Below are 21172 nucleotides of genomic sequence, written 5' to 3' on the forward strand. Positions count from 1 at the left end.
GCGTGGCCTGAGTTCTCCCAGTTCACCTCAAGGTTGCTTTCGAGAATCGGCCTAACATTCCTGCCGCCCGGCATTTGACCGGGCCCGCTGCTGCAGCCCCGCGGCGGCGAGATTCATCAGGGAGTAGGGCAATGAATGAACGAAATGCCGGCGCGACGGCGAGGGTGTTGCCGTGGCTGATGCTGGCGCTCACCCTTGCAGGCTGCGCACCCAGTCGCATTGCGTGGCGCAATGCATCGCCGCAGGACGAGGAGCAATGGCGCCGCCAGCAGAAGCTGCAGCAGCAGCCCGACTGCAGCGTCGCCTTGTGGGGAGATTCCATCCTGCACGGCGCGCACAACGGCGCCCATCGGCTGGCCGAGCCCCCGGCCGCCATCCTGAAGCGACTGCGGCCACTCTATGCCGTGGAGGACAACTCGGTGCCGGGCGACAGCGCCTACGCGCGCCAGCCGCAGTTCGAACGGCTCACGCTGCAGGCCCGCATCGTGGTGCTGCAGTACGGAATCAACGACGCCGGCCACCGCTATCCCTATGAGCCGTCCTTCCGGGCGATGGTGGCGCATGTGAAGGCCGAGGGGCGCACGCCGCTCATCACCGGGCTGTCGCAGGTGATCGGCGCAATGGCGGGCCGCGACGAGAACGACGCCATCGCCCGCCGCATCGCTGCCGAGACCGGCAGCGTGTTCGCCGACTGGGGCGCGGTGCGCTTCGATCCGGCCGACATGGCCGACGGCGTGCACCCGGGGCCGCGCTATGCCGAGCGGCTGACGGCGCAGCTGGCGAAGGCGCTGGACCGCGTGGCGCCCGAGTGCGCCGCGTCCGGCGCCTGAGCGCGCCGATCACACCCCGCGGCGCGCCAGGCGATCAGGCCGCCGCCAGCTCCGCCGGCCGCTGGCTGCGCAGCCAGCGCTCCAGTTCGGCCGGCGGCATCGGCCGGCCGAAGTGGAAGCCCTGCAGCTCGTCGCAGCGCGCGGCATGCAGCATCTGCGCATGCTCGGGTCGCTCCACGCCTTCGGCCACCACCCGCAGGCCCAGCGTGTGGCCCAGGCCGATGATGGCCCGCGCGATGGCCAGTTGTGCCGGGTCCTCCAGCATCTGCTGGACGAAGGAGCGGTCGATCTTGAGCTTGTCGATGGGGAAGCGGTTGAGGTAGTTGAGGTTCGAGTAGCCGGTGCCGAAGTCGTCAATGGACAGCGTCAGCCCCAGCGCCTTGAGGGCGTGCAGCTGGGCCATGGTCTCCTCGGCCGTCTCCATCAGCGTGGACTCGGTCAGTTCCACCTCCAGGTGGGCGGGGTTGACCTGGTGGCGGGCCAGTGCCGTGCGCAGCACCTCGGGCACGCCGCTGGTGCGCAGCTGCACGGCCGACATGTTGAGCGAGACGGTCAGCTCGCCCAGCCCCGAGCGGCGCCAGGCATCGTGCTGGGCGCAGGCCTGCTGGATCACCCAGTCGCCGAGCGCCACGATCTGTCCGCTTTCCTCCGCGATGGGAATGAACTCGGCCGGCGGAACGGCGCCCAGCTCGGGGCTGTGCCAGCGCAGCAACGCCTCCACACCGATGGTGCGGCCCGAGCCTGCCTCGATGCGCGGTTGGTAGGCCAGCCACAACTCGCCGCGCTCGATGGCGTGGCGCAGGCAGGACTCGACCTGCTGGCGCTGTTGCGCACGGGCGTTCATGGCCGGCGTGAAGAAGCGGGCGGTGTCGCGGCCGCTGGACTTGCTGTCGTACATCGCCATGTCGGCATGCCGCATCAGCGTGTCGATGTCGGCGCCGTCTTCCGGGTACATGGCCATGCCCACGCTGCACGAGACGTAAAGGCGCGAGCCGTGCACCTCGTGCGGCTCGCGTACGGCGGGCAGGATGCGCTGCTCCACCACCGCAGCCAGGTCGTCGCTGCCGCGCACACCGTCGAGGATGACCATGAACTCGTCGCCGCCCAGGCGGCTGACCGTGTCCACGGGCCGCACCGAGTCGGCGAAGCGCTGCGCCACCGAGCGCAGCAGCGCATCGCCCACATGGTGGCCCAGCGAATCGTTGATGTTCTTGAAGCGGTCCAGGTCGATGAAGAGCACGCCCACGCCGCGGCCGGCGGACTGCGCCCGGTCGATGGCCTCGCGCAGCCGCTCGGCACACAGGGAGCGGTTGGGCAGGCCGGTGAGCACGTCGTGCAGCGCCAGGTAGCGGATGCGCTCCTCGCTGCGCTTGCGGTCGCTGATGTCGATGGAGGTGAAGATGTAGTGCGAGATGCGGTCCGGCCCGTCGCGCACCACGCTGGCCACGATCCAGGCCGGGTAGGCATGGCCGTCGCGGCGGCGCATCAGCACCTCGCCCTGCCAGGCGCCGCGCTTGTCCAGCGCCGGCCACAGCGTGCGCAGGTGGGCGCCGTCGTCGGCCAGCAGCAGGGCCGGGCTCTGGCCGACCAGGTCGGCCAGGTCGTGCCCGGTGCCGCGGCACAGCGCGTTGTTCACGGTGATGATGTCGTGCTCGGCATTGATGATCAGGATGCCTTCGGACGAGGCCTCGAACACCTTGGCCCACAGCTTGAGACGCTGCTCCATGTGCTTGAGCTGGTTGATCGGCGTGAAGGCGGTGAGCATCGCCTCCTGGCCCTGGTAGTGGATCAGCCGGGCCGACAGCACCGCCCAGCCTGGGGCGCCGCCGCCCTGCCAGCGCACCTCGAATTCGTCGACGGCGCGGCGGTCGGCCAGCTGCTGGAAGAAGCGGGCGCGCACGCCCGGCTCCAGCCCCTGGGCCCACGGATCCTGCGAGCGGCCGCCCAGCCAGGCCTGCGCCGGCGCATTGGCGTTGAGCACCTCGTGGCCCGGGATGGCCGTGACCATCAGCGGGATCGGGATCGATTCGACCAGCTCGCGCTGGGCATCCGCCGCCCGCGCCGAGGCCGCCAGCTCCTGCTGGATGCGCCGTTCGCGGTCGAGCTGGGCCAGCATGTCGTTGAAGCCCAGGACCAGGCGGCCGATCTCGTCGTTGCTGTGCCAGCTGGCGCGCAGCGTGTGGTCGCCGGTGCGGCGCACGGTGTCCACCACGTCCGACAGGCGGCGCAGCGGCCTGGAGATCTGCCGCGCCACATAGAACACCGCGCTCAGGATCAAGAGCAGCAGGAACAGCGCCGTGCCCAGGTGCAGCCACATGCGGGTGAAGAAGCCGTGTTCGCGCACGGCGAGCAGCGTGCTCATCTCGCGGCTGGTGGCGCTCCAGGCCTCGTCCAGCCGGGCGAACAGCGCCTGCTGGGCGGGGTCGAAGGCGGCCAGCGGTGCGCTGTCCTGCTCCTGGGCCGCGCGGGCGGCGCGGCGGAAGTCCTCGATGGCGGCCAGCAGCCGGCCGCGGGAAGCATCCAGCGCGCCGGCCAGCGGGCCGCGCGCCGCGGCGAAGGCCTCGCCGTAGTCGCTGCGGATGGCGGCGGCCACGGTGTCGAGCCGGCCCTCCAGGATGAAGAAGCGCGTGTTCGATTCCGTCCGCTCCAGGGACGTGCGGGTCTGGCGGTGGGCGACGAGCTGGCTGCGCATGGCCGCGCCCAGCTCCATCAGCTCCGGAAAGCGCAGCAGCAGCAGCGACATCGTGTAGTAGCTGTCCAGGTCCGGATCGAGGATCAGGTTGGACTGGTTGCCCACGCGCGTGACCAGCGCCCGGCCGCTCTCCAGCGCCTGCCGGGCCGTGGCATCGCGCTCGGGCTGCGGCGCTCGCCTCCAGGCCTGCGCGTCCTGACGGAAGTGGCGGCTGGCCTCGGCGCTTTGCATGCCTTCGCCCCAGTGCCGCTCGACGCGCGCCAGCGTGGCGTCGTCCGCCGCCCGCGCGCCCTGCCAGCCGGCCAGTGCCATGAGGGTGGGCCGCACGCCGTCGATGTAGGCCGTGCCCGCGGCTTCCTTCCGGCCGAAATCGATGGCGATGAACTTCTCGTTGATCAGGATGCCGCTGATGAAGATCACCGCCGTGAGGTCCAGCAGGTAGATCACCAGGAGCTTGCGGCCGACGCTGAGCCGTCCGAGGCGGCGCGAAAGAAAGTTCAACATGAGGGATGCTTTGGACACAATTTCTTGCAAATTGCGTGCCGCGGTCTTGCCCCATGCTGGTGCATCGCCGACGCCCGGTTGCACCACCGGGCGCCCGAGGGACGTGTCAGCGCGACATGTACAGCTGCGGATCGACCGCCACACCCTGGCGTCGGATCTCGAAGTGCAGGCGGCTTTCTTCGCCCGCATCGCCGTCGTCGATCTCGGCGATCACCTCGCCCTGGCGGACCATCTGCTGCTCGCGCACGCGGATGTTGCGCACATGGGCATAGGCGCTGATCACCTGGCCGCCGTGCTCCACGATCACCGTGCGGCCGTAGCCCGCCAGCTCGGTGCCCACGAACGCCACCTTGCCGTCGGCGGCCACGGCCACCGGATCGCCGGCATGGCCGGCGATGTCGACGCCCTTGTTCTGCTCGCCATCGAAGGCCTGGAGCACGGCGCCGGGTGCTGGCGCGGCGAAACGCGGCATCTCGCCGGGCGTGGCGCTCAGGGCGGCAGCGCCGGCCGCGGCCGGGGCGGCGCGGCGGGCGACCGAACGGCCTTTCTTGCCGGGGGCTGGACGGCCCCGCGCGCTCGTCCCGCGGGTGGCCTGCGCGGGTTTGGCCCGCCCGGCGCTGCGTGCCGGCGCGGCCTGTCTGGACTTGGAGGCGGCCGGCTTGGAAGCGGCGGGTTTCGCCGATTTGGCCGGCGTGTGACTGGCTGGGGCGGCCATGGCGAGGCTGGCCGCGAGCATCAGGCTGCCGCCCAGCAGGGCGGCCCAGCCCGCCGACAGCGGGCGCGGCGGCCGCGGGCGGCGGCGCAGCAATGAAATGGGATTGAACATGGGGCGCTTGGAGCGATTGGCGGGCCGAGGGTTCAGGGTCGCGCGGTTCGGGGGCGCGCGCGACGCATGCGGGATGTTCTCAGGCCGAGGCACCGGCGACCTGCGCCGCGAGCGCCGGGTGGCGGGCCAGCACGGCCTCGCGCGGACCGGCATCGGCCACCCGCCCGGCCTCCACCAGCACGACGGTGTCGAAGCGGCCGAGCAGGGCCAGCCGGTGGATGGAGGCGACCACGCAGGCCTGCGGGAAGGCGGCCGAGAGCCGATCGAGCACCTGGGCCTCGGTGGCGGCGTCGAGGGCGCTGGTGGGCTCGTCCAGCAGCAGCAGGGAGCTGCCGGCCGCGGCCAGCGCGCCGCGCGCCAGGGCGAGGCGCTGACGCTGGCCGCCGGAAAGGTTGAAGCCGCGCTCGGTGAGCGGGCTGTCCAGGCCCTGCGGCAGGCGAGCCAGCACTTCATCGAAGGCGCTGGCCGCGGCGGCGGCCTGCAGCTCGGCGTCGGGCCGGGCGTCGCCGAAGTCCAGGTTCTCGCGCACGCTGGCCTCGAAGACCTCGGCCTCCTGCGGAATCAGGGTGGCCATCTGGCGCAGGCTGGCCCAATCGGCCGGGCGGCCGTCCCGCAACAGCGTGCCGGCCTGGGGCGCATACAGTCCGGCCAGCACGCGCAGCAGCGTGCTCTTGCCGCCGCCGCTCGGGCCCACCAGCGCCACCCGGCTGCCGCGCCGCAACTGCAGGTCGATGCCCTGCAGGCCATGGCCACGGCTGCCGTCGGCATAGCGCCACTGCATCGCCTCCAGCGAAAGCGTCGCCCAGGCGGCCTGCGCATCCACAGGCGGCACGGGCTGCGACGGGTCGCCCGGCGCGTCCCAGATCGGCGCGGCGCTGCCCCAGTCGGTGTGCATGCGCGCAAAGCTCTGGAAGTTGGCCGCCATCGAGCCCACCACCGACGCCGCCTGCTGCGCATACTGGTAGATCATGAACACGGTGCCCAGCATCACCGGCTGGCCGGGCACGCGGTTCTGCCACACGTACTCCATGACCAGCGCCCAGGTCAGGCCCAGGCCCAGCAGGTCGACGGTGAACCACTTGCCCTCGTTGACCACCACCGCCCGCTTGAGCGGCGCCGACACCGCGCCCATGCGCCGGCCGAGCAGCCGGCGCGAGGCCGCCTGCAGCCGCAGGCCGATCACCGTGCCGGCATTGCCGATGAAGTCGAACAGGGCGGCGGCGTAGCGCCGGTCGGCATCGTTCTCGGCGCGGGCCAGCTGCATCAGCGTGCGGTCGAAGCGCACGATGACGACCGCGATGGCGACGAAGCCCGCCAGCGCGATCAGCCCGCTGGCCGGCGCCAGCAGCGCCAGGGCCACCAGCGGACCGATGAAGCTGAAGGCGTTCTGCACGTAGACGAACTGGTTCTGCGTGAAGTCGGACAGCGCGCGGCTGGCCTGATGCACGCGATGCTGCAGCTCGCCGGAATGGTGGCCATCGCGCCACACCAGCGGCGCGGCGGCGATGCGGGCATAGAGCTGGTCGGCCACGCGCTCGCGCACGCGCAGGCCCACGTTGCGCTCCAGCACGCGGCCGGGGCCGTGCAGCATCCACGAGACGAGGTAGATGGCCAGCAGCAGCAGGATCCAGCGGCCCGAGCCGGCGATGTCGCCGCGCTGCAGCGTGTCGATGGCGCGACCGGCGAGCCAGGGCAGGGTCAGGCGGATGAGCTGCGAGGCCGAGATGAGCGTCGTCGCGCCCACCAGGTGCGTGCGCACGCCCGCGGCATGACGCCATAGCGCCTGGTAGAGCTCGCGGACGGCGCGGGCGGGGGACGACGTTGCCATCGCCGCGGGGCCTTACTTCAGCGGGATGGGCGTGCCCCGGTCCACCGGCACGGCGGTGACCGCATTGGTGGGCGAGCCGTCGATCAGCTTGTCGGAATAGGTGAGGTAGACCAGCGTGTTGCGCTTGGCGTCGACCATGCGCACCACGCGCAGTCGCTTGAACAGGATCGACTGCCGCTCGCTGTAGACCTCTTCCTGCTGCGGCAGCGGTTGGGCGATGGCGATGGGCCCGACCTGTCGGCAGGCGATCGAGGCCTCGGCCTTGTCCTCGGCCAGGCCCACGGCGCCCGACAGGCCGCCGGTGCGGGCGCGCGACACATAGCAGGTCACGCCCGTGACCTTCGGATCGTCATAGGCCTCGACCACCACCTTGTGGTCCGGGCCGATGAGCTTGAAGGCCGTGCTGACTTCGCCGACCTTGGTGTTCTGGGCGTGGGCCAGGCCGGCACCGGCCAACAGCAGCAGGGGCAGGAGCAACGGTGCGCGCATCACTGGATGTCCAGGGTGTGGAACTGGAAGCGGCCGGCGCGCCGGTCCTCGAAGAAGCAGCGGAGCGCCTCGCGCACGGTGCGAAAGGCGATCTCGTCCCAGGGGATTTCGTCCTCTTCGAACAGGCGGGCTTCGATGGTCTCGTGGCCGGGGTCGAAGCGGTCGCTCTGCAGCTCGGCGAGGTAGAACAGGTGGACCTGGCCGACGCGCATCACGTTCATGAGGGCGAAGAGCTCGCCCATCTTGAACTGCGCCCCGGCCTCTTCGACCGTCTCGCGGGCGGCGCCGTCGGCGGTGGTCTCGCCCAGCTCCATGAAGCCCGCCGGCAGTGTCCACTTGCCCCAGCGCGGCTCGATGTTGCGCTTGCACAGCAGCACGCGCGTGCCCAGCACCGGCACCGTGCCCACCACGTTCAGCGGGTTCTCGTAGTGGATGGTGCCGCAGGCCGGACAGACGGCGCGCTCGCGCGTGTCGCCGTCGTCGGGAACGCGGTAGACCACCGCGGTGCCGCAGGCCTTGCAGTGCTTGATGCGGGGTCGCTCGAACATGGGGCGCCGGCTCCTCGGTGGCCGATCAGGCGATGCGGACCGACAGGCGCGGCAGGCCGGCCACCTCGCCCTCCAGCAGGTCGCCCTGCACGACCGCGGCCACGCCCTCGGGCGTGCCGGTATAGATCAGGTCGCCGGGCTGCAGCTCCCAGGCGGCCGACAGGTGCTCGATGGTCTCGGCGATGTTCCAGATCAGCTGGCTCACGTTGCTGCGCTGGCGGTCGGTGCCGTTGACCTGCAGCGAGATCGCGGCCTTCTCGATGTCGCCCGCCTCGGCCTTGGGCACGATCGGGCCGATGGGCGCGCTCTGCTCGAAGCTCTTGCCGATGTCCCAGGGACGGCCCTGCTTCTTCATGTCGTTCTGCAGGTCGCGGCGGGTCATGTCCAGGCCCACGGCGTAGCCGAAGATGTGCTTGTGGGCGTCGGCCGCGGCGATGTTCTTGCCGCCGGTGCCAATGGCCACCACCAGCTCGATCTCGTGGTGCAGGTTCTTGGTCAGCGTGGGGTAAGCCGCGGTGCCGGTGGTGCCGGCGTCGACCACCACGGCCGCGTCGGCCGGCTTCATGAAGAAGAAGGGCGGCTCGCGGCCGGTGAAGCCCATCTCCTTGGCATGCTCCTCGTAGTTGCGGCCGACGCAGTAGATGCGGTGTATCGGGAAGCGCGCGGCGCTGCCCGCCACGGGAACCGACACCACCGGTGCCGGCGCAAAGACGAAATCCTGGGAAGCCATGGAGACTGCTCTTGGGAGGGTTGGGGAAGGGAAGGGCGAGTGTGCCAGAGGCGGCGCCGTCGTATGCTCGGCGACCATGACCAAGCTGCACAACTACTTTCGCTCCTCGGCCTCCTTCCGCGTGCGCATCGCCCTGCAGCTCAAGGGCCTGGCCTACGACTACGTGCCGGTGCACATCGCCCGCGGCGACCACAAGACCGCGCCGTATGCGCAACTGTCGGCCGACCAGCTGGTGCCGCTGCTGGAGACCGACGACGGCCAGCACTTCTCGCAGTCCATGGCGATCATCGAATACCTGGACGAGCTGCATCCCGAGCCGGCCCTGCTGCCGCGCGACGCGGCCGCCCGCGCCCATGTGCGCGCGCTGGCGCAGTCCATCGCCTGCGAGATCCATCCGCTGAACAACCTGCGCGTGCTCAAGTACCTGGTGCGCGAGCTCAAGGTGAGCGAAGAGGCCAAGAACGACTGGTACCGCCACTGGGTGCGCGACGGGCTTGTCGCCTTCGAGCGCCAACTCGCCGCTTCGCCTGCAGGCCGCTTCTGCTGGGGCGACACGCCCACGCTGGCCGACTGCTGCCTGGTGCCGCAGATCTTCAATGCCCGCCGTTTCGACAGCGACCTGTCGGGCCTGCCGCGCACCATGGCGGCGTACGAGGCCTGCATGGAACTGCCGGCCTTCCAGGCCGCGCAGCCGTCGCAGTGTCCCGACGCGGAATGAGCCTCGGATCGACGGCCGGAGCGCGGGCATGCAACTGATTTGCCCCGACTGGCCGGCGCCGCCTGGCGTGCATGCCCTGTGCACCACGCGCGACGGCGGCGTGTCCGGAAGCGCGCAGGGTGGCGGCTGGGCGGGCCTGAACCTGGGCACGCATGTGGGCGACGACCCGGCGGCGGTGGCCGAGAACCGCGCCCGGCTGGCTGAGGCCGCCGGCGTGCGCCCTGTCTACCTGCAGCAGGTGCATGGCACGGCCTGCGCGCCGCTCGACGCGACAAGCCCGGACGGTCTCGAAGCCGATGCCTGCACGACCGCCGAGCCCGGCATCGCCTGCACGATCATGGTGGCCGACTGCCTGCCGGTGCTGCTGACCGATGCGATGGGCCGGCGCGTGGCCGCCGCCCATTGCGGCTGGCGCGGCCTGGCCGCAGGCGTGCTCGACAGCGCCTGCGCTGCTTTCGACGCTGGCAGCGAATTGCTGGCCTGGCTCGGGCCCTGCATCGGTCCGACGGCCTTCGAGGTGGGGCCCGAGGTGCGCGTGGCCTTCCTGGCACGCGACGAAGGCGCTCACGCCTGCTTCGTGCCGGGCGCCGCCGAGGGCAAATGGCTGGCGAACCTGCCGGCCTTGGCGCGACGCCGCCTGGCTGCGCTGGGCGTGCGGGACGTGCATGGCAACGACGGCAGCGCCGCCTGGTGCACCGTCGGCAATCCCTCAGTCTTCTTTTCGTACCGGCGCGATGGGCGCGTCAGTGGCCGTTTCGCGGCCCTCATCTGGCGGGATTGAAGCGCCCGGCTGCACGGGCCGCGCGTTCGCCCCCTCTGCCGCGGCCTCCCGCGCGCGCCGGGCCCGACGCCGCGCCGGCGTGGCGAGGATGTAGCCCACGATCCCCATGGGCAGCAGCCCGTACAGCACGAAGGTGACGATGGCGCCGAGCAGGCTGCCGTTGGTGGCCGTGGCCTCGGCCACGGCCATCATCACGGCCACGTAGAGCCAGGCGATCACGACGAGATGGAGGAACACGGGTCGGCTTTAGAGGTAGGCTTTCCGGGGGAAGAGGGGTCTCGAAAATGCAGGATACTCCGCCGGACCATCCGTCAGGTGAGGCACCGGAGACTCCATGAACCAGCAAGACGCGAAGGCCCAGATGAACGCCATGTTCGGGCCGTTTCAGCAGGCATTGACCGATGGTTGGGGCAAGGCGATGAGCGCCTTCGGCCAGCTCGGCAATGGCGGCAGCTTCGGCGGCGCCGCGCAGCCCGAGTTGCCGCGCTTCTCCTTCGACCCGGGTCGCCTGCAGGCCATCCAGCAGCAGTATGTGGAAGAGGCCGGTGCCCTGTGGCGCCAGGGCCTGTCGGTGCCGCCGCCGGGCGACAAGCGCTTCGCGGGCGAAGGCTGGGCCGCCAATCCCATGGCCGCCTTTTCGGCCGCGGCCTACCTGCTCAATGCCCGCACCCTGCTGGCCATGACCGAGGCGGTCGAGGCCGACGCCAAGACCCAGGCCCGGCTGCGCTTCGCGGTCGAGCAGTGGATGGCGGCTTCAGCGCCCAGCAACTTCCTGGCCTTCAATGCCGAGGCGCAGCAGAAAGCCCTCAAGACCCAAGGTGAGAGCATCGCCCGCGGCATGCAGAACCTCATGCACGACATGCGCCAGGGCCATGTCAGCATGACGGACGAGAGCGCCTTCGAGGTGGGCCGCAACGTGGCCACCACCGAAGGTGCCGTGGTGTTCGAGAACGAGCTGTTCCAGCTCATCGAATACAAGCCGCTGGGCGACAAGGTGCACGAGCGTCCGCTGCTGCTGGTGCCGCCTTGCATCAACAAGTTCTACATCCTCGACCTGCAGCCCGACAACTCCCTGGTGCGCCATGCCGTCGAGCAGGGCCACCGCACCTTCGTCGTCAGCTGGCGCAATCCCGACGAGTCGCTGGCCCACACCACCTGGGACGACTACATCGAGAAGGGCGCCATCACCGCCATCGGCGCCGTACAGGCCATCAGCGGCCAGGACAAGCGCGGCGGCAAGATCAACGTGCTGGGCTTCTGCGTGGGCGGCACCATCCTGGGCACGGCGCTGGCCGTGCTCGCGGCGCGCGGCCAGAAGCCGGCGGCCTCGGTCACCTTCCTGACCACGCTGCTGCGCTTCGAGGACACCGGCATCCTTGACGTCTTCATCGACGAGGCTTTCGTGCGCTTCCGCGAGATGCAGATGGGCCAGGGTGGCCTGATGCCCGGCGCCGACCTGGCGGCCACCTTCAGCTTCCTGCGGCCCAACGACCTGGTCTGGAACTACGTGGTGGGCAACTACCTCAAGGGCGAATCGCCGCCGCCCTTCGACCTGCTGTACTGGAACAGCGACGCCACCAACCTCCCGGGCCCCATGTACGCCTGGTACCTGCGCAACACCTACCTCGAAGACAAGCTTGCCGACAAGGACGCGGTCACGGTCTGCGGCGAGAAGGTGGACCTGGGCCGCATCGACATCCCGGCCTACATCTACGGCTCGCGCGAGGACCACATCGTGCCCATCGGCGGCGCCTATGCCACCACGCAATTGCTGTCGGGGCCGATGCGCTTCGTGATGGGCGCCTCGGGACACATCGCCGGCGTGATCAATCCGCCCGCCAAGAAGAAGCGCAGCCACTGGCTGCGTGAGGACGACAGCTTTCCGCCCACGCATGCCGAGTGGCTGGAAGGCGCCACCGAATACCCGGGCAGCTGGTGGACCGATTGGGACGCTTGGCTCAAGCGCCATGCCGGCAAGCAGGTCCCCGCACCCAAGGCCTATGGCAACGGCGCGGCCTACAAGGCCATCGAGCCGGCGCCGGGCCGCTACGTCAAGGCCAAGGCCTGATCCCTTTTCCTTCCCAACGATTTCACTGAAGAGAGAGCACCATGGAAGACATCGTCATCGTCTCGGCCACCCGCACCGCCATCGGCAAGTTCGGCGGTTCGCTGGCCGGCATCCCGGCCACCGAGCTGGGCGCCATCGTCATCAAGGAAGCCCTGGCCCGTGCCAAGGTCGAGGCCGGCCAGGTGGGTGAGGCGATCATGGGCCAGGTTCTGGCCGCCGGTGCCGGCCAGAACCCGGCCCGCCAGGCCTGGCTCAAGAGCGGCGGCGCCAAGGAGACGCCGGCCCTGACCATCAATGCCGTCTGCGGCTCGGGCCTGAAGGCCGTGATGCTGGCCGCCCAGGCCATCAACGCCGGCGACAGCGAGATCGTGGTGGCCGGCGGCCAGGAAAGCATGAGCCTGGCGCCGCACGTGCTGCCCAACTCCCGCAACGGCCAGCGCATGGGGGACTGGAAGCTGGTCGACACCATGATCGTGGACGGCCTGTGGGACGTGTACAACCAGTACCACATGGGCATCACGGCCGAGAACGTGGCCAAGCAGTACGACATCAGCCGCGCCGCCCAGGACGAACTGGCCCTGGCCAGCCAGCAGAAGGCGGCGGCCGCCCAGGACGCGGGCAAGTTCAAGGACGAGATCACCGCCGTCAACATCCCGCAGAAGAAGGGTGACCCGGTGGTCTTCAACGCCGACGAGTTCATCAACCGCAAGACCAGCGCCGACGGCCTGGCCGGCCTGCGTCCCGCCTTCGACAAGGCCGGTGGCGTCACGGCGGGCAATGCCTCGGGCCTGAACGACGGCGCCGCCGCCGTGGTGGTGATGAGCGCCAAGAAGGCTGCCGCCCTGGGCCTGACGCCATTGGGCCGCATCGCCAGCTTCGCCACCTCTGGCCTCGACCCGGCCATCATGGGCATGGGCCCGGTGCCGGCCTCGAAGAAGGCGCTGGAGCGCGCCGGCTGGAAGGCCGCCGACCTGGACCTGCTGGAGATCAACGAAGCCTTCGCCGCCCAGGCCTGCGCCGTGCACAAGGAAATGGGCTGGGACACCAGCAAGGTCAACGTCAATGGCGGCGCCATCGCGCTGGGCCACCCGATCGGCGCCTCCGGCTGCCGCATCCTGGTGACGCTGCTGCATGAGATGGCCCGCCGCGATGCCAAGAAGGGCATCGCTTCGCTGTGCATCGGCGGCGGCATGGGCGTGGCGCTGACCATCGAGCGCTGAACCCCGGCGCCGCCGCTGGCCCCAAGGCCGGCGGCGCCACCCTCCCACAAGGCCCGGCATGTCCGGGCCTTGTGCTTTCAGGGCGCGGACATGTCGCCCGCGAAGCTGAATCCGGGCGCGTGCGACTGCTGCTTGCTGTGGTACATCGCGCGGTCGGCGGCGCGCAGCAGTGCGTCCAGGCTGTCGCCGTCCTGCGGGCGGCAGGCAATGCCGATGCTCATGCCGACGCGCAGGCCCTGGCCTTCCCAGTCCACGGGCAGGGCGGCCTGGCCGAGCAGGCGCTGCGCCAGGGCGGCAAGCGCATCGCGATGGGGATCGCCCGCGACCAGCAAGGCGAATTCGTCGCCGCCTAGGCGGGCCACCAGGTCCGAGTCGCGCACCGACTCGCGCAGGCGGCCGGCCAGCGCCGCGAGCACGGCGTCGCCGGCCGCATGGCCGTGGCGGTCATTCACTGCCTTGAAACCGTCCAGATCCAGCAGCAGCACGGCGAAGGGGCGCCCCTCGCGCAGCCACCGATCGGCCTGCACCTCCAGGCCGGCACGGCTGGCCACGCCCGTGAGCGAGTCGGTCCGCAAGGCGTCCACCAGCTCCAGGTTGTGGGCGGCCAGCGCCTGTTCCGAGCGCAGCACCAGCCGCAGGCGCGAAGCGGCTGCCACGGCGAACACGACCAGTTCGAGCACCAGCGCACCTTGCGTGAGGTTCATGTGACCGGGCTTCCAGTCGATCAATCCCCAGCTGGCGAAGACGATGGCCCCCACGGTCAGCAGCAGCAGGGCCACGCCCACGCAGTACAGCACTGCGGGCCAGTAGCGGCGCCGCCCCGCCACGATCGCGCCGGCGAGCAGGACGGCCGAGGCGAGCACCACCGACGCCTGCACCAGGTTGAAGGTCAGCAGCGGATGCGGCCCGAAGAGGCCGTACACGGCGGCCACGCCCAGCGCAGCCAGCAGGGCGACCACCAGCCGGTCGAGCCACGGCGCAAACTGCCGCAGGTTGAGCAGCCGTCGCCCGAACTGCAGCTTGCAGATCGCCCACAACGCCGGCATGAGCGTGTAGGAGACGCCCGCCGCTGCCGGCCAGTTGGCGAAGGGGTAGCGCAGCAGGTGCCCGTTGAAGCCGGCGATGGCACCGAGCGCGCACAGGCAGGACAGCAGGTAGTAGACGTAGATGGCCTCGCCGAAGACCAGCAGCAGCACCAGGCCGTACACCAGCAGGCCGATGAGGATGCCGTAGCTGATGCCGTCGAACATGCGCTTGTCCTGGGTGGATTCCAGGTAATCGGCGGTGCGCCAGACGCGCATGTCGTAGACGCGGGCGAAGGTGGATTCCGCCCGCACATAGACCGTATAGGGCTGCGCGTCGGGCAGGTGGAAGCGCCAGGCCATCTGTTCGGACGAGGCCTGGCGCGTGCGCCAGGGATGCCGCATGCCCGTCACCACGGGCTCGGCCAGCGCATGGCCGTCGGGCGCGAAGGGGCCGTAGAACCGCATCTCGTGCGTGGAGACCGAAGGGACCAGCAGCAGCCATTCCTGCGGCGCGTCGGCCGGATCGGCCAGCCGCAGCTGGAACTTGAACCACAGCACCCGATCGGCCTCGCGGCCCCGCAGCGGATCCTCCGGCAACATGAAACGCGACTGCCACTCGGGCCGGCGCACCTCGTCGAGCGTGAGCGTGCGGCTGGTGTCGTCCAGCACCTGCAGGTGCCAGGCCAGGGGCAGACCGCCGGCCTGGCGGCCGATGGCCGCGGGCGCCAGTCGCTCGGACGGCGAGGGGACGATGCCCTGCGCCACGGCCCAGGCCGCCAGGCCCAGCCACAGCAGCGCGCCGAGGCACAGCCTGCGCCAGTGGCGTGCGCCTGCCGCGGCGCCGGGCCTCATGGGGCGCCGGCCCCCAGCAGACGGGCGAGCATCCGGATCGCGCTGGCGGCGTCCTCGGCCAAGGGCGTGGCGCCCGTGAGCATCAGGTTCAGCCGCTGTTCCCGGCCCTCGACCTCGGTGCCGTCCGCCTGCTCGCGCAGCACGCCGTGGCTGTCGGTGCCGCAGGGCCGTGCGGCCTGGACCCGGTCGGCATAGCTGCCCGCCGGCACGCCGTAGGCGACCACCGGCTTGTCCAGCGCGATGGCGAAACCGACCTCGAAGACCGTGCCCGAATCGGGCTCCAGCCCGCGGAAGCACTGCAGGTTTGCGATCACGCCGCTGCAGCTGTGGATCAGGTCGATGTTGCCCTGGTAGATGCGGCGGGCCTGCTCGTCGTCGCCCACGGCACCGGCCAGGTCGATGTGGGCATCGGAAGGCGCCACGCCTTCCAGGCCGCAGGCGCTGCACAGCCGCTTGAGTTCGCGGAACACGGCCGGATGGTCGGGCCGGAAGATGTCCGGGCCCGCCAGGTAGACACGCGGGCGCAGGGGGTCTGCATTCATCGCGCGCATTTTCGCGGTCCGACGTGCGTTTGGGGATGACGAAGACCATAAGCCGTGCTGATGGCTGCCGCCGCAGACGCGATGGCCGCGGCCTCGGGCGGCCACCTAGCATCGGTCCATGCCTGTTGCCGCCTCCTTGCCGACGATGACCGCGCCCGAGGCTGGCGGCGACACGCCCTCGCTGGCCCCCATCGGCATCCTGGGCGGCATGGGGCCGCTCGCGACCCTGGACTTCATGCACAAGGTGCTGGCCGCGACGCCCGCCCGCTGCGACCAGGATCACCTGCCGCTGCTGGTCAGCTCCATCCCCCAGATTCCCGACCGGACCGCCGCCTTCCTGGGCGAGGGCGTGTCGCCGCTGCCTGCGCTCGTGGACAGCGCCAGGCGGCTGGCGGATGCGGGCGTTCGGCTGCTGGTCATGCCGTGCAACACGGCGCACCTGTGGTTCGAGCCGCTGCAGGCCGCGCTCGGCCTGCCGATGCTCCACCTGGTGGATGTCGCGTTGGACGAGGCTGTGCGGCAGGCCCCGCCCGGGGCCGCGCTCGGTCTGCTGGCCACGCCGGCCACGCTGGCGTCGGGCCTGTACGTCCGGCGCGCCGGCGCCTCCGTCCACTGGCAGATGCCGACGCCGGACGAACTGGCACGGTGGGTGGTGCCAGGCATCCAGGCCATCAAGGCCGGCGATCTGGCACAGGGCGAAACCTGCCTGCGTCAGGCCGCCCAGGCCCTGGCCGACCGCGGCGCGCGCATCCTGGTGCTGGGCTGCACCGAGATTCCGCTGGTGCTCGATGCCGCTCGTGCCGGGTTGCCGGTCATCGATGCAACGGCCGCCCTGGCGCGGGCCACGGTGGCCTGGGCGCTGGCACAACGCGCAGGTGAACCGGTGCGGCAGAAGGCGTCGGCCTGATCCCGCCCGCGTCGACGAGCCCGCCGCTGCCCGGTCCTGCCGGCCTTCCGGCCCTGCGTGGGTACAGCCGACCGCTCAGCGAGGCTCGGCGGTGACGGCCCGCAGCGCCTTCAGGAAGTCGGCCACCGGCCGCGGCGAGCGCACGCCTTGCGGCAGCAGCGCCCGCACCTCCACCGCGATCTCCGGCAGCAGCGTGCGCACATGCAGGGCCTCGTCACGCCGGGCCTGGGCGGTGAAGGAGTCGACGATGGCCGGACCGAAACCCTGTTCGGCCAGCACCAGCGCGATGTGGTGCGTCTGCACCGTGATGCCGCCCGTGGGCGCCACGCCCAGCCGCGACCATTGTTCGGCCAGCATGGTGCCGATGGGGTCGCGCTCGTCGATGCGGATGATGGGGCTGCGCAGCACCTCGTCCAGCGCCACGGTGGCGCGGGTGTCGGCCCCGGCATGGTCCACCCGCGAGACGCACACCAGCCGGCCGCTCGCGATGGCCTCCTCGTGCAGTGCCGGATGCGGCGCGCTGCCGTAGACGATGCCCACGTCGCCCTCGTGCAGCGCCATGGCCTGCGCGATCTCGCGCGAATGCAGGGTGCGGATGGTGACCGGCATCTCGGGATGGCGGCGCTTGAAGACGGCCAGCGCATCGGGCAGCGCCCGCACCGCGAGCGAGGGCACGATCAGCACCCGTAGCGGCGTACCTTGGTCGCGTCCGAGCGCCAGCGCGACGCGGCGCACCCGCTCCAGCTGTGCCATCAGCGGCTGCACCTCCGCATACAGTGCCTGCGCCTCGGCCGTCGGCACCAGCCGGTTGCGTTGCCGCGTGAAGAGGGCATAGCCCAGCTGGAGCTCGGCATGCTGCAGCGTCTGCGTGGCAGCTGGCTGCGTCACATGCAGCAGCCGCGCGGCGGCGCTCACGCTGCCCGTCAGCATGACGGCGTGGAAGACCTCGAGGTGCTTGAGTTTCATCGGCGGACGCAGCGGACGCCGGGCGGCCGCTCAGCCCCGCTCGTAGGTCACGAAGGCAAAGCGCAACCCCTCGAGCGCGGAGCTGACGTGTGATTCACGCGCCGTTTCGCTCCAGCCGGCATCGAGCACCGGCGCGAAGGCGTCGCCCTCGTAGTCGCGGTCGATTTCCGTGACGACGGCGCGCCGGGCCATGGGCGCGGCCTCGGCGTAGAGCTGGGCCCCGCCGATCACCCACAGTTCCGGCGCATCGCCGGCGGCGGCGATGGCCTCGGCCAGGCTGTGTGCGCGCACGGCGCCCTCGGCCTGCCAGGCCGCCTGCCGCGTGACGACGATGTTGGTGCGGCCCGGCAGCGGCCGGAAGCGCGGCGGCAGCGAATCCCAGGTACGGCGGCCCATGATGACCGGGCAGCCGCGGGTCTGCGTGCGGAAGTGCGCCATGTCCTCGGGCAGGTGCCAGGGCAGGGCGTTGTTCCGGCCGATGACGCCGTTGGCGGCGCGGGCGTAGATCAGGTTCAGGCGGCCCTTCGACATGGCAGCGCCTGGATCAGACCGCCACCGGCGCCTTGATGGCCGGGTGCGGGTCGTAGCCCTCGAATTCGAAGTCCTCGAACTGGTAGTCGAAGATGCTGGCCGGCCGGCGCTTGATGCGCAGCGTCGGGTAGGGCCGCGGCTCGCGCGAGAGCTGCAGCGCCACCTGCTCGGCATGGTTGCTGTAGATGTGACAGTCGCCGCCGGTCCAGATGAAGTCGCCGACTTCCAGGTCGCACTGCTGCGCCAGCATGTGGGTCAGCAGCGCATAGCTGGCGATGTTGAAGGGCACGCCAAGGAAGATGTCGGCGCTGCGCTGGTAGAGCTGGCACGACAGGCGCCCCTCGGCCACATAGAACTGGAAGAAGGCGTGGCAGGGCATCAGCGCCATCTTCGAGAGCTCGGCCACGTTCCAGGCACTGACGATGATGCGGCGCGAGTCGGGGTTGGTCTTGAGCTGTTCGACCACCTGGGCGATCTGGTCGATGTGACCGCCATCGGGCGTGGGCCAGCTGCGCCACTGCACGCCGTACACCGGGCCGAGGTCGCCGTCCTCGCGCGCCCATTCGTCCCAGATGGTCACGCCGCGCTCGCGCAGCCAGTTGTTGTCGGACGAACCGGCCAGGAACCACAGCAGCTCGTGGATGATGGACTTGAGGTGAACCTTCTTGGTGGTCACCAGCGGGAAGCCTTCGCGCAGGTCGAAGCGCATCTGGTGGCCGAACACGCTCTTGGTGCCGGTGCCGGTGCGGTCGCTCTTGAAGACGCCATGCGTGTCCACATGGCGCATGAAGTCTTCGTACTGGGAGCGGATGGGGTGGGTGTCGGCGCGGGTCATGGGGCGGTCGCAAAAGCAGGCCGGATTCTAGAAGGCGCCCTCCGGGCGCGCGTCGCCCGCGCCGGGATCAGTGGTCGGCGCTGATGACAGTGCGCGCAGCCGTTGCCGGGCGCTGCCGTCCGGGTCGACCGGTTGCTGGTTCTTCGCCTGCAAGTAGTGATGGGTGAAGACGTCCAGGTAGGCGTCGAGCACGCAGGCCGCCAGCGGCTCGTCGGCGAGTTCGAGGCACAGCGCTGCGACCTCGCTGGTGCAGAGGTGGTGCTCGTGGCAGGTCTGGCGCAGGCGGTACTGGGACGACTTGGTCGGCGACAGGCTCAGCACCGGGAAGGCATCGAGGTACGGGCTGCGTCTGAACATCTTGCGCGCCTCGGTCCATGTGGCGTCCAGCAGCACGAAGAGCGGGCGCCGACCGTCCTCACCGTTCGCCGCCGCAGCCGGAGGCACGGCTTCGACCACACGCTCGGGCGCGGCGTACTGGCCGGGAAACACCACCAGCGGCTGCCATTGCGGGTCGCGCAGCAGCGCCAGCAGGCCCGGGTCGGGCTGCGTCCGCGTCCAGCCGAAGGCGAAGGTGTCGGGCACCACGTCGGCCACCAGCCAGCCTGTGTTGGTGGGCTTGAGCGGCTCGATGTCGGCCATGAGCAGGCACACGCCCGCGCGCACGGCCAGCGCCGGCCGCAGGGCGCACATGCAGTGGCTGGGCACCAGGCGGCAGGCCGGACAACGCTCGCGCTTGAAGCCGCCGCGCGCCATGAAGGGCTTGGTGCTGCGCGCGAGACGGTCCGCACGCAGGCGGGCGACGGCATGGGGCATGCAGGAGTGTCCCAGGCTCCGGGTCGCGCAGGCGTTCAGGCGGCCAGGACCCGGCCCGGATTGAGCAGGCCCTGTGGGTCCAGCGCCGACTTGATGGCACGCATCATGCCCAGCGCCACCGGCGACTTGTGCTGTTCGAGCGTCTGGACCTTCAGGCTGCCGATGCCGTGCTCGGCCGAGAAGGAGCCGCCGAACTTCTGCACCTGGGCGTAGACCATTTCGTTCACCCGCTTCTCCTGTTCGCGCAGGAAAGCCTTGGCATCGCCTTCGGCGGGCGCCTGGACGTTGTAGTGCAGGTTGCCATCCCCCAGGTGGCCGAAGTTGACCAGCCGCACACCCGGAATCTCGCGCGCCAGCAGGGCGTCGGTCTCGGCGCAGAAGGCCGGGATGCGCGACACCGGCAATGAGATGTCGTGCTTGATGTTGAGCCCCTCCTCGGCCTGGGCCAGCGGAATGCTCTCGCGGATGTGCCAGAGCTCGTGCGCCTGCGACAGGTTCTCGGCCACCACGGCATCGGCCACGGAGCCGGATTCGAAGGCCGATTCGAGCAGCGATTCGAAGCGGGCGCGGGCGTGTTCCTCGGATTCGCTGTCGGAGTTCTCCAGCAGCACGAAGTAGGGATGGCCGTCGCCCGCCTCGTCGGCGAAGGGCACGCGTAGCTGCGGCATGTGCCGGCGCACCAGGCTGAGGGCGAAGCGGCCCATCACCTCGAAGCCCGTCAGGCCTGCGCCCAGGTGCCGCTGGGCCTGGCCCAGCAGCTGCACGGCGTCCTCGAAGGAGCCCACCGCCGCCCAGGCCGTGAGCCGCGCCGCCGGCTGCGGAAAGAGTTTGAGCGTGGCGGCCGTGATGATGCCCAGCGTGCCTTCGCTGCCGACCATCAGGTCGCGCAGGTCGTAGCCGGTGTTGTCCTTGCGTAGCCCGCTGCTGCCGTCCCACACCTCGCCCTGGGCCGTCACCACCTCCAGGCCGAGGCACAGCTCGCGGGCATTGCCATAGCGCAGCACCTGGGTGCCGCCCGCGTTGGTCGCCAGGTTGCCGCCGATGGTGCAGCTGCCTTCGGCGGCCAGGCTCAGCGGGAACAGGAAGCCGGCCTTGGCCGCCGTTTCCTGCAGCACCTGCAGCACGCAGCCGGCCTCCACGGTGATGGTGAGGTTGGCCGCGTCGATCTCGCGCACGCCGGCCATGCGCGCCAGGCTCAGCACCACCTGGCTGCCGCTCTCGTCGGGGATGGAGCCCACCGCCAGGCCGGTGTTGCCGCCTTGGGGCACGATGGCCGTGCCGGCGGCGGCGCAGGCCTTGACCACGGCCGCCACCTCGGCGGTGCTGCCGGGGCGCACGACGGCCAACGCCTTGCCGCGGGCCCGCTTGCGCCAGTCCTGTTCGTAGGCGGTGAGGTCGCCGTCGGTCAGCACATGGGCGGCGCCGACGATGGCGCGCAGCGATTCGATCAGGGCAGGGGTTGTCATG

Annotated in this window: 20 protein-coding genes; 6 read left to right on the plus strand and 14 right to left on the minus strand. The window is 70.7% G+C overall.

The window, feature by feature from the left end; translation table 11 throughout:
• Nucleotides 1-131: 131 nt before the first annotated feature.
• Nucleotides 132-830 (plus strand): SGNH/GDSL hydrolase family protein, encoded by a 699-nt coding sequence (locus ACT54X_RS10160; RefSeq protein WP_476346347.1) that lies wholly within the window; start codon nt 132-134, stop codon nt 828-830.
• A 34-nt stretch (nt 831-864) separates the two neighbouring features.
• On the opposite strand, the gene ACT54X_RS10165 is transcribed toward ACT54X_RS10160, so the two are convergent.
• From ACT54X_RS10165 to ACT54X_RS10190, 6 genes are all read right to left on the minus strand, one after another.
• Nucleotides 865-4026 carry an EAL domain-containing protein gene (locus tag ACT54X_RS10165; protein WP_476346349.1) on the minus strand — a complete coding sequence of 1054 codons (3162 nt, stop codon included), beginning with the start codon at nt 4024-4026 and terminating at the stop codon, nt 865-867.
• 106 nt (nt 4027-4132) lie between these two features.
• The gene (locus ACT54X_RS10170) at nt 4133-4852 is read right to left on the minus strand and encodes a murein hydrolase activator EnvC family protein (protein WP_476346351.1); all 720 of its coding nucleotides are present in this window, start codon (nt 4850-4852) and stop codon (nt 4133-4135) included.
• A 79-nt stretch (nt 4853-4931) separates the two neighbouring features.
• On the minus strand, nt 4932-6680 hold the full coding sequence (locus ACT54X_RS10175; protein WP_476346353.1) for an ATP-binding cassette domain-containing protein: 1749 nt from the start codon (nt 6678-6680) through the stop codon (nt 4932-4934).
• A 12-nt stretch (nt 6681-6692) separates the two neighbouring features.
• Nucleotides 6693-7169: a CreA family protein gene (locus ACT54X_RS10180; protein WP_476346355.1), complete on the minus strand. Its 477-nt coding sequence runs from the start codon at nt 7167-7169 to the stop codon at nt 6693-6695.
• Nucleotides 7169-7717, minus strand: a complete 549-nt coding sequence (locus ACT54X_RS10185; protein ID WP_354318290.1) for an NUDIX hydrolase — start codon at nt 7715-7717, stop codon at nt 7169-7171. Before ACT54X_RS10185 ends, ACT54X_RS10180 begins: the two co-directional genes overlap by 1 nt.
• A gap of 25 nt (nt 7718-7742) precedes the next feature.
• Entirely contained in the window at nt 7743-8447 is a 705-nt protein-coding gene (locus ACT54X_RS10190; RefSeq protein ID WP_354318289.1) for a fumarylacetoacetate hydrolase family protein, read from the minus strand.
• Nucleotides 8448-8523: 76 nt separating this feature from the next.
• Here ACT54X_RS10190 and maiA point away from each other — a divergent pair, with 76 nt between their 5' ends.
• Together maiA and pgeF are read left to right on the plus strand one after the other, a co-directional pair.
• Nucleotides 8524-9165, plus strand: a complete 642-nt coding sequence (gene maiA, locus ACT54X_RS10195) for a maleylacetoacetate isomerase (protein ID WP_354318288.1) — start codon at nt 8524-8526, stop codon at nt 9163-9165.
• Between the two features lie 28 nt (nt 9166-9193).
• Entirely contained in the window at nt 9194-9946 is a 753-nt protein-coding gene (gene pgeF / locus ACT54X_RS10200) for a peptidoglycan editing factor PgeF (protein ID WP_476346358.1), read from the plus strand.
• On the opposite strand, the gene ACT54X_RS10205 is transcribed toward pgeF, so the two are convergent.
• Nucleotides 9875-10183 (minus strand): hypothetical protein, encoded by a 309-nt coding sequence (locus ACT54X_RS10205; protein ID WP_476346360.1) that lies wholly within the window; start codon nt 10181-10183, stop codon nt 9875-9877. The two genes, pgeF and ACT54X_RS10205, sit on opposite strands and share 72 nt — an antisense overlap.
• Before the next feature lie 97 nt (nt 10184-10280).
• Here ACT54X_RS10205 and phaC point away from each other — a divergent pair, with 97 nt between their 5' ends.
• Together phaC and ACT54X_RS10215 are read left to right on the plus strand one after the other, a co-directional pair.
• On the plus strand, nt 10281-12014 hold the full coding sequence (gene phaC, locus ACT54X_RS10210; RefSeq protein ID WP_294367448.1) for a class I poly(R)-hydroxyalkanoic acid synthase: 1734 nt from the start codon (nt 10281-10283) through the stop codon (nt 12012-12014).
• Between the two features lie 41 nt (nt 12015-12055).
• A complete protein-coding gene (locus tag ACT54X_RS10215) occupies nt 12056-13234 on the plus strand; it encodes an acetyl-CoA C-acetyltransferase (protein WP_294367449.1) in 1179 nt (392 codons plus the stop codon).
• A gap of 77 nt (nt 13235-13311) precedes the next feature.
• Here ACT54X_RS10215 and ACT54X_RS10220 read toward each other — a convergent pair whose 3' ends face one another.
• Both ACT54X_RS10220 and ACT54X_RS10225 read right to left on the minus strand, forming a co-directional pair.
• Nucleotides 13312-15111, minus strand: a complete 1800-nt coding sequence (locus ACT54X_RS10220) for a sensor domain-containing diguanylate cyclase (RefSeq protein WP_294367450.1) — start codon at nt 15109-15111, stop codon at nt 13312-13314.
• On the minus strand, nt 15108-15653 hold the full coding sequence (locus tag ACT54X_RS10225; RefSeq protein WP_294367452.1) for a nucleoside 2-deoxyribosyltransferase: 546 nt from the start codon (nt 15651-15653) through the stop codon (nt 15108-15110). Before ACT54X_RS10225 ends, ACT54X_RS10220 begins: the two co-directional genes overlap by 4 nt.
• A gap of 118 nt (nt 15654-15771) precedes the next feature.
• Between ACT54X_RS10225 and cuyB the strand changes: the two genes are divergently transcribed.
• Nucleotides 15772-16560 carry a cysteate racemase gene (cuyB, locus tag ACT54X_RS10230; RefSeq protein ID WP_294367454.1) on the plus strand — a complete coding sequence of 263 codons (789 nt, stop codon included), beginning with the start codon at nt 15772-15774 and terminating at the stop codon, nt 16558-16560.
• Nucleotides 16561-16635: 75 nt separating this feature from the next.
• Here cuyB and ACT54X_RS10235 read toward each other — a convergent pair whose 3' ends face one another.
• The 5 genes from ACT54X_RS10235 to ACT54X_RS10255 are packed head-to-tail and all read right to left on the minus strand — an operon-like array spanning nt 16636 to nt 21171.
• Complete coding sequence (locus ACT54X_RS10235) at nt 16636-17526, minus strand: LysR family transcriptional regulator (RefSeq protein WP_294367456.1); 891 nt, start codon at nt 17524-17526, stop codon at nt 16636-16638.
• Nucleotides 17527-17556: 30 nt separating this feature from the next.
• Nucleotides 17557-18057: a dihydrofolate reductase gene (locus tag ACT54X_RS10240; RefSeq protein WP_294367458.1), complete on the minus strand. Its 501-nt coding sequence runs from the start codon at nt 18055-18057 to the stop codon at nt 17557-17559.
• 13 nt (nt 18058-18070) lie between these two features.
• A complete protein-coding gene (locus tag ACT54X_RS10245) occupies nt 18071-18892 on the minus strand; it encodes a thymidylate synthase (RefSeq protein WP_234196576.1) in 822 nt (273 codons plus the stop codon).
• A gap of 27 nt (nt 18893-18919) precedes the next feature.
• Nucleotides 18920-19705, minus strand: coding sequence for a tRNA-uridine aminocarboxypropyltransferase (locus ACT54X_RS10250; protein WP_294367461.1), 786 nt, complete (start codon nt 19703-19705; stop codon nt 18920-18922).
• Nucleotides 19706-19740: 35 nt separating this feature from the next.
• Nucleotides 19741-21171, minus strand: a complete 1431-nt coding sequence (locus ACT54X_RS10255) for an FAD-binding oxidoreductase (RefSeq protein ID WP_294367463.1) — start codon at nt 21169-21171, stop codon at nt 19741-19743.
• Nucleotide 21172: the final 1 nt, after the last annotated feature.

Source organism: Pseudacidovorax sp. DMC4, assembly GCF_056314265.1.